Source organism: Haloferax volcanii DS2, from assembly GCF_000025685.1.
GTDB lineage: Archaea > Halobacteriota > Halobacteria > Halobacteriales > Haloferacaceae > Haloferax > Haloferax volcanii.
In genome coordinates, this window is record NC_013967.1 from 1933883 (window position 1) to 1947291 (window position 13409).

The window sequence follows — 13409 nt, forward strand, 5'->3', positions numbered from 1 at the left end:
GGGTGTGTTACGAGGACCGACTGGCAGCCACGCGCTCGGCAATCGAGTCCAAGAGGACGAGCGTCGGCGGGAGCGTCGCCAACGACGCGATGAGCGTCAGAAACACGACGCCGACGGTCAGGAAGCCGAACCCGCTGAGAATCGGGAACGGCGACAACACCAGCGCCGAAAAGCCGAACACGGTCGTCATTCCCGACACACTAATCGCCTTTCCGACCCGAGTGGCCGCGGTCTGAACGGCATCGAGTCGACTGACGCCCGCCCGCTGTTTCTCTTGGTAGTATCGGTCCATCACGATGATGGTGTACTCCGCACCGATTCCGACTGTCATCGCCCCGAGACTCGCACCGAGTGGCGAAACCGGGATATCCAGCAGATACATGTAGATGTTCTGCCAGCCGATGACGAACACCATCGGGATGAGCGGCGCAACAGCCTTCACCAGATTGCGGTAGTACACGAGGAGCAGGATAAACACGAACAGGACGCCCAGTCCGGTCGTCACGTTCCGTGAGTTGATCTGCTCCACGATAGAGGGGGTCGCAATCGCGGCGGTCCCCGTGATTTCCGCCGTCACTCCGGGTGGGGGGCTACTGTACGCGATTGACTCGCGCGTGTTCTCCAAGAACGAGAGGGCCTGCTGAGTGGTCATATCCTGTGCGGAGTAGACCATGATGTGCGCACGCCCGTCGTTGTAATACTGGAGTTTCTGTCTCTCGGGGACGGTTTCGAGCACGCGTTTGACGCCGCTTTCAGTCTGGGGGAGTTGGCCCCCGTTGTACTGTTTAACCAGCGTCGCTGGCGAATCGACGCCTTGTACCAGCGGGGTCTGTGTCGCGATGTGCTCGAAGTCGAGCATCCACTGCAACGTTGCCGGATGTTTGAGATTCGTCCCGGTCACGAGCACGTCGTAACTCGTGCTCGAACCGCCGCCGGCAACAGAGCGGAACTGCTGGAGGTCGGTGTAGGCGGGGAGGTCCTGCGGGATGAACTCTTCCGTGTCCGCGAGCGTGTCGAGCGACCCGCCGGCCTGAAAGCCTACGAGAGCAATCAGCAGTGCGATACTGAGGACGAGCACCGGATGACTCGCGAGTATCCGCGCCGAACGACCGAGCAGTTCCCCGACGAGGCCGATGCGATCCGAGTCGCCTTGGTCTTGAGACTGCGTCGTTGTGGCCGTTGTCGGGGCGTCGTCTTCGTCCGGCGTCTCGTCTTCGGCGTCGCCCCGCCGGCGGACCCAGAGGGTGAGCAGCGGGAGGAGAACGAGTATCCCCGCGATGAAGGTGAGAAGCACGCCGAAGATCGAGGTCTGGGCGAACCAGATAATCGACGGCGACGACGTCGACACCCACGTCGCTCCGAACCCCAACGCGGCGGCGAGCATAGCGACGAAGACCGGTGGACCGATTCCGCCAAGCGCTTGCGGAAGCGCTTCGCGTGGCGGATGGTTTTCGAGTTCTTCCTCGTACCGCTCGTGGAACTGCACGGAGTAGTCGATGCCCAGCCCAATCAAAATCGGGAAGACCGCGCTGGTCATCGTCGAATTGGGGACACCGGCGTATCCAATCGCTCCGAACGTGTAGATGACGCCGACGAAGACGGCGACAATCGGGAGGAGACGAAGGCGGACGCCGCGGAACAGGAAGAACAGCGCCACGACCATGAGCCCGATTGCGAGGCCGAGTAACTGCTGGGTGCTCTGCTGAATGAGCGTCGAGAGCTGTGCAGAGAACGCGGCACTGCCAGTGACGGTTACCGTCGTCCCGGAGGGGAATTCCGCCCAGTCAGTCGCTTCAACGGCCTGCGTGTAGATGGGGCGTTCCTCCGTCTGAGAGAGCCCCGTATCGAAGACGATCTGGACGACCGTGTAGTCCGGCGACCCGATAACGCTTCGAATCTTCGCCTCCGAATCGGGGATTCGGCCGTACTCCTGGCGGACCTGATCGGCCGGACTCGTTACGGTATGGACGTTCGGCTTCGTCGACATCTGCTGGTCGACGCGGTCAATCGCGTGGAGCGTCTGCGGCTCCGTAATATCTCCCCGTACGAGAACGGCGATGCTGCCCCGGTCAAACGACTCCGTAAACGCGTCGAACGTTGGGTTGTCCGCAACGAATGCAGCGTCGCCAGTAACGCTGGTAATCTGCGCAGCACCGCCGAACGCGGTGAAGATAAGCAGGACTGCGAGAAGCAGCACTGCGACCGGTCGCTGTTGGACCTGTCTTCCGACCGCGCTGAACAGCTGGCGTAGCTTATCCATGGTTACTCCTTGTCCCGTCCATGGTCCGTCATCGACGGCGGTAGATGACGGCTATCGCTCCGATTCCGAGGAGTGCGACGACTCCGAGGACCGACATCGGAACCGGGAGTCCACCGCTCGACGGGGAGAGCGCAATGCCGACCGGCAGGCCGTCAGTGTACCTCGTGTCGCCGTCAGCCTCGTCGTACCGAACCTCGACCGAGGCGTCGTAAGCCTTGACAACCGCACTCGACCCGGCACTGACGGTGAACGTCGCCGTTTTGGTTTCTCCCGGCTGCATCTCTCCGAGATACGCGCCGTCGTCGGACGTCGAAATCGGGTCGCTCACGAAGAGCTTGGCGTTCGTCGCCGACACCGGTTCTTCGCCGTTGTACTGCACCGTGACGTCCACCGTGTCGGTCGCGCCCGGCGAGACGCTCGTGTTGACGCCGACGACCGTGAACGGGTCCTGTTCGGGTTCGATTGCTATCGACTTCCGAATCGGCGACGTCGTTCTCACGTCACCGTCTTGGTTCTCGTATTCGACGACGAACGGGAACATGTTCGTCCCCGGTTCAGCGCCCGCCGGAATCGAGACGGTAAACGAGACCGGCTTCGACTCGCCGGGGGCGAGGTCTCCGATAGCGGACTCGCCGTTCGTCGGCGTCACGAGCGCCGTGTCACCGATTTGGACTGCGAGGTTGTTCGCGGTGCCGCTGCCCGTGTTGACGACCTGTGCGTTGATTTTCGCTTCACCTTCGTCGACCCTGAATCGCTCCGTCTCGATGTCGCGTATCTCGAAGCTTCGCTCGGGGTTCACCGCGATGCCGGTCGTCAGCGTGTCCGACGTTTCGGTGACGCCGTTCTGGTTCTGGTACGACACGGCCAGGTTGACGGGGTACTCACCTGCCTGGGTCTCCGCCGCCGCACCGACCTGGACCGAGAGGTTCGTCCGCTCGCCCGGTTCGAGGGTCGGGACGTACAGGCTCGTCGACGACTGCGGATTCTGCATCGTGCCGAAGAAAATCGTCGGCGACTGCGTCGTGAGCTGGACCGACGACGACGTTGCGGTTCGCGTGCCCGTATTTTCGAGCGCGAACGAGAGCTGGCCGGTGTCGCCGGCGAATACGGCGTTGTTACCTTCGCTCACGACCTCGAACTGCGGGCGGTCTTCGACTTCGATCGTCACCGACTTCTCTCTCGTGACGGTCCGCCACGTGTATTCCGGTCCGTCGACGCTGCCGTAGGTGACCATCCGGACGTACTTGTACTGCACCTCGACGGGTATCTCGTAGGTGCCCGGCTCGGCGTTTCCGAGTTCGATGTTGAAATCAAACCGAGCGGTCCCCGAGTCGGGGATGGTGCCCGCGATAACGGTTCCCGTCTTCACGTCGATTGGTGCATCGATCTGTTCTTCGAGAATCTCCATCTCCACGCTCTGTGCGGTCTGGACTTCCTGTTCGTACTGTGCCGGCCCACCCTGTTCGAGCCGACCGTTGTTGCTTGCGACAACCGACAGCGTCGCGGCCTCGCTCGACCGGTAGGTGTTATCCGACACGCTGAGCGAGAGCTCCGGGTTCCCGTACACCGAACTCTCGGCCGACACGGGGACTGCGGCAATCGACGTTACGACTAGTACACAGAGGAGTATCGCTGATTTGTTCCGAACCATCGTATGATCTTGTTAGGTGTCTAACTGGCCGTTCGGAGGGTGACTTCCCGAGTCTTCGTCCGCTCCGATATCCGAGTTCACACCTGTGACGTGATTGGTTGAGGTGTAAAACTCTATCGAACGGTCGTTCTATCAAAATAATTTCATATTTGAACAGCCAGCAGCAGCGCCAAGGCCCCTGTCGAACCAGTGACGTGTAACTTAACGAAGGCGAAAACTAAATCCGTATCCTGACGTATTAAGGTGTAAGACAAACGTGGTGGGTAACAATCTGATTTCGTGGGCGGTGGTGCTCGTTGTCGTCTGTACGCTTTTTACGCCCGTGTCGAGTGCCCCGGCCGCGGCAGCGCCGCCTGCGGTCACGTTCGTCGAGACGCCAATCCAGTCGGATACGACGTGGACCGCGGATGAGGGTCCGTATCGACTCATCCGGAGCGTCGCTATCGAGCCCGGTGCGACGCTCACGATTCGCCCCGGTACGGAAGTGCAACTGGCGGAGGGGGTTTCGCTCACCGTCCGGGGCTCGTTGCAAGCCGAGGGCACTGCCGAACGGCCGGTTCGAATCACGCAGAGCGCGCCGTCGGGGCGGAATCTCAGATGGGAGACGATTCGCTACAACGGCACCGAATCGTCGACGCTCTCGCTTCGACACACGACGCTCCACGGCGGTCACAGCGGGATTACGACGACGAGCGGAGCCGGCTCCGTCACAATCGTCGACTCGCGCTTGGAGAACTTCTCCGTGGCGGGTATCTCCGTCAACGGCACGGCGATGCCCCCGGTCGAACTCACGCGGTCGACGCTGACCGACATCGGCGGCCACGCCGTCCGCGCGAGCCCCTCAACCGGGGCCGTGGAGGAGGTCGAACTGAACACGACGGACCGACGACGGAACCAGACGGTACGGCACACGCTCGGACTCGCCCTCGGCGTCGGCGTCTCGATGGAGACGATTCGGCTCCGGTATCCCACCGAGCGGTCGGTACGCGACGTCGACGCCGAGACGCTCGACCGAATCGGCCTCGACACCGACAACGATGGAGACATCGACCGGTCGCTCGACGACGACGTTTCGGACGTCTCGGTCAGCGGGCGTCGCGTCGAGATTTCGCTGTCGCGGTCGGTGTACGTGTCGAGTCGGGACCGGCTCATCGTCGAGTACGGCGGGGTCGTGAACCCACGGACCCGAGGCGTGTACCCCATCGGCGTCAGCGTGCTCGAACACCGGACGCCGCAGCTATCGGACGGTGTCCACGCGATGTACGTCGTCGGCGAGGAGACGACGCCGTTCGCGTACACGCGGCCGACCGACCTCACACGCGTCCGAGGTATCACCGTCAGTCAGTCCGTGTTCGACGGGATTGATGGTGCGGGAGTGTTCGCCGCCGCGGATATCGTCACCGGCGTCAGAATCAGCGAGAGTCGGTTCACCGACGTACGGGGCGACGGCGTGGCGATACGGGCCGCCCAAAGTGAAAGCAGTTTCCGCGACAACCGCCTGCGCGCCGGCGATGCGGGGATTCACGTCGAAACCCGAACGCAGACGACGCTGGTCGCGAGCGAAAATCGGATTTCGGAGTCGGAAACCGGGATTCGCGTTCGACAGTCCGAGCGGCGCGTCCGCGGCGTCACACGGGTGACGCTCCGCGGAAACGAGTTGGTCGCCAACGACCGCAACGGACTCGAAATCCAGTCCGAAACGAGCGAGGGCGAACTGCTGCTCGCGAACAACACGATGAGCGAAAACGGGGGCGACGGGGTCGCGCTCTCGAACTGGGCCATCAAGGACAGCCGCGTCAGCGGCAACCAACTGTTCGACAACGGCGACGACGGCATCGCAATCGACAGCCACGTGGTGCGGAACCTCACGCTGTCCCGGAACCGAATCGCGGACAACGGCGGCGACGGACTCGACGTGTCCGTCCGCGCGTTGGTTCGAGATGTCGCTGCGACCGACAACACGATTTCCGACAACCGGGGCCACGCGCTCGCGGTGCGCTCCGACCTGCTCGTCCATCGCGTTGCTGTCGCGGGGAACGACCTCACCAACAACGGCGGGGCTGGGCTCCTCGTTTCGACCCCGCTCACGCACAACGGGCGGCTCAGCGTGACGGACAACGTGCTCGTTGCGAACGGTTACGGACTCGTGGCTCGCGGGACGCTGAATGCGACGGTGCAGCGCAACGACATCGTGTTCAACACGAACTCGCACGTCCGACCGCCACCGCTTCCCGGCGTCGACCCCGGTACGGGAGTCTACATCGCGGAAGGGCCGCGCGGTGCGGTCCTCGACCAGAGCGACCCGGACGCCCCGTTTGCTGAGCTCGTTGCGAACCCGCGGCTCCGGCAACAGATCGAGATTACGCGGCTCTGGGGCGATACGGTCGCCGTCCTTCGCACCGACGGGGTGAGCCACGTCCGCTCGACGACCGAGGGTGCGGTCGACGTCCGCCGCGTCGACGGCACGCTCCCGACGGGTGTCGAACTCTCGTACGCCAACTCGACCCCCGACCGCTTCCGGGTCGCCGACAACGACATCTACGGTCACGACACCGGGATGGAGATAAATATCACGCAGCTCGTCACGGCGAACACGACGGCACGAATCGTCACCGACTCGATACAGACGGTCAACGCGGAGTCGAACTACTGGGGTGCCGCGAGCGGACCCTACCACGCGTCCATCCTGCCGGAAGGCGAGGGCGACGAGGTCACGATTACCAACGGCTGGGTCGACTTCATTCCGGTCGCGGACGCTCCGACCGGCCAGCAGTACCGACGGCCGACTGCCCGCCTCGACGCGCCGTCGGCGGCCGAGCCGGGCAGTCGAATCGACGTTTCGGGGGCCGATAGCACAGCCGGGACCGGGTCGGTCACCACGTATCATTTCGTCGTTAACGGGACGAACCACACGACGCGGGACAGCGCCGACCTCCGCCTCCAGATGCCGAACGAGACGCTCTCGGTCTCACTCGCTGTCGAAGACGACCTCGGAATCGACAGCAACGCCTCCGCAACGGCGCGCGTCCGGGCGGCGTCATCCGGCGACGCGGCGGTGAGCGCTCCGGGGAGTCAGTCGGCCGCGTCCGGCCCCGAACAGGGGGTGTCGTCCGGGGCTGGACTCCGTTCTGCGTGGGGTCTCCTCGGCGGTGGCTGTCTCCTGGCTGCGCTCTTCTTCGGCGGCTACGGGATGGTCCGGACGGTCCGAAACCAGCCGGTCCCGATGCGCGGGGTGTTCGTGCAGGCGCTCGCGGCGTTCGGTATTCTGGTCTGGCTCGTCGCCGGCTTCGTCGGCTCGACGCAGCTCGTCCTCGTCGGCGGTGCCGCCGGGGTCGTTTGGGGCGGGCTCACCCTCGTCGCGTACCTTCTCGCCACTCGCCTCTGAGGCGTCTTCGAGACCGACACACGGGTGTCAACCTTGTTCGACTGCGGCGGTATGTATGACGGATTTGGGTCTAAGTAGTGGAAAAACTCATTTATTCTTGGCTCAGTGAACTGTCCTGTGGAAATGGAGCAATCCAACCTGACAGTCCCACTGACCTACCGGCCCTCCCAGAATCAGACACCGAGTACACGACCGGTTCGGATTCGAGAACGACCCGACTGCGGCGGTGTATCGAGTGTGACATCCGGGGCCGACGTATGACAGCTAAACGCGGCGCTCGACTCGCTGTCGTGGCGACAGTCGCGCTGGTTGCCGTTACGAGCGTACTCGTCGCGAGCCTCCCGGCGGTGAGCGCACAGTCGGGCCAAATCGTGGTCAACTCGACGACGGTCGAGCCGCGCGAGCCGTACGTCGGTGAATTGGTCACGGTCAGGGCGACCGTTTCGAACTTCGAGAGTAGCTCCGGCGGCGCCGACCTCAAAGAGGTCACGCTCCGGTCGGGCGGCGGCATCGTCGCTGAAGCGAGCAACCTCGGAACGCTCGGACCGGGTGGGTCCGTCGACGTGCCGCTGTCCACCACGTTCACGAGCGCAGGGGAAAAACAGCTCAAAGTCCACGTCTCCGGCCGCCACGAAAACGGGAACGTCATCAACGTCGAGTACCCGGTCATCGTGACGGTCGAAGAACGAGACGTGCGGGCTGGCCTCTCGGTGGGCGAACAGACGAACGACACCGTCAACGTGGAGTTGACCAACTACGGGAACACGAACCTCTCGAACGTCGAAATCACCGCGTCAGTAAACGGTTCCCAGATTGCCCAGCGGTACACCGCGAATCTCGACCCGGACGCGAACCGCTCTGTCGTGTTCGACACCGCCGATATGAGCGACCGGGTCGTGCTGTTCACTGCGACGTACACCGTCGACGGAGAAACGTTCACGACCACGCTGTCGGAGGAGATAGAGGACGACTCGGTCCCCGGAGAGATTCGACTGACGAGCATCGAGACCACGCAAAGAGCCGGCTCCGTGACGATACAAGGCGACGCCGCAAACGTCGGGAACACGGACGCGAGCTCGGTCTTGCTGACGGTCAAGGAGACGGCAAACGTCACCCACGGTTCGCCGTCCGGCGGCTACTTCGTCGGGCGCGTGGAGGCGAGCGAGTTCGCCACGTTCGACGTGACCGCAGAGCTCAGCGGCGAGCCGACGACCGTTCCCATCGAGGTGTCCTACATCGTCGACGGCGACCGGGTGACGACGACACAGGAGGTGCCACTCGATTCCGGTGGTGCCGCGCCTGTCGCCGCCGGTTCCCAGTCCGAGCAGGGTCCGGGCTCCAATGAATCGCAGTCGGGCGGTTCCCAGCTTCCGTTACCCGTTATCGGGGGCGTGCTGGTGGTCGTCGTGCTCGGTGGGGTCGGCATCTATCGCTGGCGCCAGCACTAGCATGAGTGTCATTGAACTCGCTGACGTCGTGAAACGGTATCAGAACGGCGAGGAGGTCATCGCCGCGCTCGACCACGTCGACTTTCGCGCCGACCGCGGTGAGATGGTGACCATCATCGGCCCGTCTGGGTCCGGGAAAAGTACCATGCTGAACATGATCGGGCTGCTCGACACGCCGACAGAGGGGACGGTCCATCTCGACGGCCGTAACGTGACCGACTTCTCTGAGGACGAACTGACAGAAGAGCGTCGGTCCGGTATCGGGTTCGTGTTTCAGGACTTCCACCTGCTGCCGATGCTGACCGCGACCGAGAACGTCGAACTCCCCTCGATGTGGGACACCTCGGTTGACCGGCACGACCGCGCCCAGGACCTCCTCCAGCGGGTGGGGCTCGGTGACCGACTCAATCACACTCCCGACCAGCTCTCGGGCGGGCAGCGACAGCGCGTCGCCATCGCGCGGGCGCTCATCAACGAGCCGGATATCCTCCTCGCCGACGAGCCGACGGGGAACCTCGACCAAGACACCGGCGAGACGATTCTGACCGAGCTGACTCGGTTGAAAGAAGACGAGAACGTCGCGATTGTCGCGGTCACCCACGACGAACAGATGCTCGAATACACCGACAGCACCGTCCGACTCGTCGATGGCGTCGTGACGGAGGTCTCCGGACGATGAGCGTCGTTGATTTCCTCTGGCGCTTCCCCAGCGTCCAGATGGCGTGGCGGAACCTCGGCCGGAACAAACTGCGGACGATGTTGGCCGCGCTCGGCATCATCATCGGCGTCGTCTCGATCTGTTCGCTCGGAATGGCGACGGCTGCGATTCAACAGCAGGCGACGTCACAGTTGGGAAGTATCGGCAACGAGGTGTCGATAACGTCCGGTCAGGACAGCGACACGGACGGGGTGACCGACGACCAGGTCGATACGATACGGAATCTGGTGACCGACGCGGAGGTCGTCCCCCAGAAGACGAACTCGACGACGATCTCTTCACGAAACGGACGGGAGGTGAGGGTAAGCGTCACCGGGGTGACGAACGCGGCAGCGCTATACAACCTCACGTCCGGCGAAGCACCCTCCCGGCTGTTGAGCGGCGCGCTCCTCAGCAACAGCACCGCCACGACACTCGGGATTGAGGAGGGCGACCCCGTCGAGTACGACGGCCAACTGTACCGCGTACAGGGGCTCATCGAGGAAGAAAACGCGTTCGGCTTCGGCGGCGGTGAACTGGTGTTACCCGAGTCCGGCCTCTCCGACCAGAACCACTACAACACCGTGACGGTCGTCGCCGAGGATAGCGCGACCGCGATAGAGATCGGTGGGGAGCTGGATCAGTACTTCAACACCGAAGACGAAGAAGAACTCAGCATCAACACGTTCGGGAACGCGGGCCAAGTCGGCGGGTTCTTGGAGACGCTTTCGCTCGCCTTGTTGGCCATCGGCGGCATCTCGCTCGTCGTCGCGAGCGTCGCCATCCTCAACGTGATGCTGATGAGCACGGTCGAACGCCGCGGGGAAATCGGCGTCCTCCGCGCCGTCGGCATCCGCCGCTCCGAAGTGCTGCGGATGATTCTGACGGAGGCCGCCCTGATGGGCACACTCGGCGGGCTCGTCGGGGCGACCCTTTCGCTTGCGGCGGGGCTCGTCATCTTCCAGATGATTACTGGAGACCCGCTCGGAGCGCTCCAGTGGAGCAGTGCGCAGTATCTGGTGTACGGGTTCGGGTTCGCCGTCGTTGCGAGCGTCCTCAGCGGGATTTACCCCGCGTGGAAAGCGGCGAACGACCGGCCGGTCGACGCATTGAGAGGCTGAGTCACTCCCGTGGGAACGCCCGCGGCCTCAGCCGCCGGCGGATTTCTGCGTCGTCTCCGAAGCCGGGCCACCCTTGTGCAGTCGCGTGAGCCGGCGAAACACCGAGAGTACGAGTAGATAACAGAGAACAAGCCCGGCAGCGAACGCCCCGGCGACAACCCAGAACACGACCACCCCTCCCGCTTTGAGCAGTCGAACCAGAAGCGACGCCGCGTTGGGCCCTAAATACCCTGCGAGCGTGGTTTTATTCGCCTGTGAGTCTCCGGTGATATCTTGGATGTTGCGGGACTCGACGCCGGCCGCGGTGATAAGAAACCAGCCGGCGAAAACGGTCACTCCATCGAGCGAATACGGCTGCGGCGTTGCTGCAACGACCGAAAACACGGCCACAAACGCCCAGGTGAACCCGACGCCGATAGAGTCGAGCGTCGGATAGCGCTTCAGCCAGCCGTAGCTTCCGAGGACGACGAGGGGAATCTGCGCAAAGAGTAGGTCGCTGACGTTTGCAGTCCCCGTCCGAAACACCAGCAGACAGACCACGAGCTCGTAGCCGAGCAGCGCGAGTAGCTCCGTCACGAGTAGTTCCGTCTGGTACCGTCGCACGAGCTTCGTCCGATACGGCTGATTCACCTCGTCTTCGGCTGTCACCCCCCGCCGGTCTTCGACATATACGAAATAGAACAGGAGCGGTGCGAGCAGCAGCCCTCCCCCAACTGAGAGGGGAACAACTCCCAACGCGACACCCGTGATTGCAACCATCGCGGCAGAGAGCAAGCACAACCAGATGTTCAACTGGAAAAACAGGAATCGCATATCCGCGACTCTCATCTCAGTATGCACCTCCTTGAGGGGAGACGTTGCGGTAGATACGGTGTTGACGCCGCGGAGGGTAGTCCGTCCCGGTCATCTCTCGGACCTACCTCGCTGCTCGTACTATACTTGTTGGGTCAGCAACTCACGACCGAAACGACAACCCGGCCGTCGACTGCCGTTCACGCCCCGTCGGCACCCGTTTCTTTCATTTTCGTGACTAGATATGCGTCTCGGGTGCAAATCTGTGGACTATATTACACAATTCCAAAAAGAATAATTAGCACCCATCTACTGGTATAGAACACGGTGTTTGACCGATGGCTCACCCTCGAAATCTCCATAGCGCTGATGTATCTTGGGGTGATTCCATCTGTCGTGAACTGCTGTCTTCTCTGGAAGGAACGTGACAAACCAGGAGTCATCTGGTTTATCTTATCGATGGCCACGGGGGGCCTCTGGGCACTATTGTTCGCGACGTTCACACTCATCCCGGACCCGGGTCTCACGTTAGCGGTCGCAAATTTCTTCTGGGTGTCGATTCCGACTGCCGCAGTGACGTTCTTCTTACTCGCGTACGAGTTCGTTTTCAAACAAACGGTCCCGTCAACCGTCGTTGCTGCGTTGTTCAGCCCACTCGCAGTGCTATTCGTTCTCTCCTGGAGTAACCCGTACGAGTTGGTCTTTACAACTGCATACTACGTGACCGCCGATGGGGTGTTACATTTTCCAATGTTCGACGGCCCGCTGAAAGTTCTCGTAACGCAGGTCTATGGCTACCTCCTCGTGTTTCTGGCTGCGGGCATGTTCGTCGGCGAACTGCTCCGGACGAACGGCACACAGCGCCGACAAACCGTGTACCTCCTGGTCGTGTTTTCGATGCTCGTCGGCTCGACGATGGTTAAGGTCGCGGGGGTCGTTCCGATCTATTTCGATCCCACGTCGGTCTTGTACTCGTTTTCCGGACTCTTTTTCGCGTATTCGATTCGAGAACACGGGTTGCTGAAGTTCGTTCCCGTCGCTCGCGAACAGACGTTTGATGAGATTACGGACCCCATCTTCGTGATTGGCTCTTCCGGGCACATCGTGGATGCGAACCGGGCCGGGAGCCAACTGTCTGATCAGAGTGTCATCGGGACCAAAATCGAACAACTCATCTCCGAATCCGCCGTGTCTTCGGACGAACAAGACACCGGCGTCATCAAATTAGAACTGGACGGCGGCACGCGGATATTTTCCATCGAAGCATCCGAAATCGTCTACGGTCGGGGTGTGACCGGGAAAATCGTCGTGTTGAGCGATATTACGGCGCTCAAGGAGCGCGAAGAGGAGTTAGATCTGCTCAAGCAAGTTCTCTCGCGTATCTTCCGGCATAACATTCGGAACGACCTCAACGTAATCGCGGGGTTTGCGGCGATTATCCGAGACTCAACGAACGGCGAGACCGCGCGGTCGGCGGACCGCATTCACACGCGTTCGATGAAAGTCGTTGACCAAGCGGCGAAAGCGCGGAAGATCGAGACCGTGCTGTCGTACGCCGAAACGGACCAGCGCCCGCTCGAAGAGTACCTCTCCAAGGTCAAACAGAACATGCCGGCCGAGCTGTTGAGCTGTGTCTCGTTCGCTGTCGACGACGTCGTACTCGACGCACACCCCCGGTTTGACCTCGCACTCACCGAGTTAATCGAGAACGCTATCTCTCACCACTCCGGCGAGGAGCCGATTGCTGTGCGCGTCACAACCGACGTGTCCCCGACGGACGTGACGATTATCGTCGAGGACAACGGACCGGGGTTACCGCCATCCGAATTCGCCGTGTTAGAAGCCGGCGAAGAGACGGACCTCGAACACGGGTCCGGTATCGGTCTGTGGTTGGTCTACTGGATCGTCTCCCGCTCGAACGGGACGCTCAGTGTGCAGGTCTCCGATTCCGGAACGGAAGTTCGAATCACACTGAATCGACCGGACTCGACCTCTGACGTTTAGCAACTCCCTGCGACTCCCGCGCCCCCAGTCGTTTGCGAGAGACCGGACACG

At 62.2% G+C, this 13409-nt stretch carries 8 protein-coding genes; 5 read left to right on the forward strand and 3 right to left on the reverse strand.

Annotated elements, in window-relative coordinates:
• Positions 1–7: 7 nt before the first annotated feature.
• Positions 8–2260, reverse strand: coding sequence for an efflux RND transporter permease subunit (locus tag HVO_RS14695; RefSeq protein ID WP_013035454.1), 2253 nt, complete (start codon positions 2258–2260; stop codon positions 8–10).
• A gap of 28 nt (positions 2261–2288) precedes the next feature.
• Positions 2289–3845: a COG1361 S-layer family protein gene (locus HVO_RS14700; RefSeq protein WP_004041963.1), complete on the reverse strand. Its 1557-nt coding sequence runs from the start codon at positions 3843–3845 to the stop codon at positions 2289–2291.
• Between the two features lie 388 nt (positions 3846–4233).
• Here HVO_RS14700 and HVO_RS14705 point away from each other — a divergent pair, with 388 nt between their 5' ends.
• From HVO_RS14705 to HVO_RS14720, 4 genes are all read left to right on the forward strand, one after another.
• The gene (locus HVO_RS14705; RefSeq protein ID WP_004041964.1) at positions 4234–7296 is read left to right on the forward strand and encodes a right-handed parallel beta-helix repeat-containing protein; all 3063 of its coding nucleotides are present in this window, start codon (positions 4234–4236) and stop codon (positions 7294–7296) included.
• Positions 7297–7586: 290 nt separating this feature from the next.
• Positions 7587–8744 (forward strand): COG1361 family protein, encoded by a 1158-nt coding sequence (locus tag HVO_RS14710; protein WP_004041965.1) that lies wholly within the window; start codon positions 7587–7589, stop codon positions 8742–8744.
• 1 nt (position 8745) lies between these two features.
• Complete coding sequence (locus HVO_RS14715; RefSeq protein ID WP_004041966.1) at positions 8746–9423, forward strand: ABC transporter ATP-binding protein; 678 nt, start codon at positions 8746–8748, stop codon at positions 9421–9423.
• The gene (locus HVO_RS14720) at positions 9420–10562 is read left to right on the forward strand and encodes an ABC transporter permease (protein ID WP_004041967.1); all 1143 of its coding nucleotides are present in this window, start codon (positions 9420–9422) and stop codon (positions 10560–10562) included. Before HVO_RS14715 ends, HVO_RS14720 begins: the two co-directional genes overlap by 4 nt.
• 27 nt (positions 10563–10589) lie before the next feature.
• On the opposite strand, the gene HVO_RS14725 is transcribed toward HVO_RS14720, so the two are convergent.
• Positions 10590–11390 (reverse strand): UbiA family prenyltransferase, encoded by an 801-nt coding sequence (locus tag HVO_RS14725; protein WP_013035274.1) that lies wholly within the window; start codon positions 11388–11390, stop codon positions 10590–10592.
• Between the two features lie 333 nt (positions 11391–11723).
• On the opposite strand from HVO_RS14725, the gene HVO_RS14730 reads away from it, so the two are divergent.
• Complete coding sequence (locus HVO_RS14730) at positions 11724–13358, forward strand: histidine kinase N-terminal 7TM domain-containing protein (RefSeq protein ID WP_081442898.1); 1635 nt, start codon at positions 11724–11726, stop codon at positions 13356–13358.
• Positions 13359–13409 lie beyond the last annotated feature (51 nt).

Bases quoted from the DNA above. Each gene is read 5' to 3' on its own strand.
- HVO_RS14725 (WP_013035274.1), bottom strand. From the start codon at position 11,390: ATGAGAGTCGCGGATATGCGATTCCTGTTTTTCCAGTTGAACATCTGG.
- HVO_RS14730 (WP_081442898.1), top strand. From the start codon at position 11,724: ATGTATCTTGGGGTGATTCCATCTGTCGTGAACTGCTGTCTTCTCTGG.
- HVO_RS14715 (WP_004041966.1), top strand. From the start codon at position 8,746: ATGAGTGTCATTGAACTCGCTGACGTCGTGAAACGGTATCAGAACGGC.
- HVO_RS14695 (WP_013035454.1), bottom strand. From the start codon at position 2,260: ATGGATAAGCTACGCCAGCTGTTCAGCGCGGTCGGAAGACAGGTCCAA.
- HVO_RS14720 (WP_004041967.1), top strand. From the start codon at position 9,420: ATGAGCGTCGTTGATTTCCTCTGGCGCTTCCCCAGCGTCCAGATGGCG.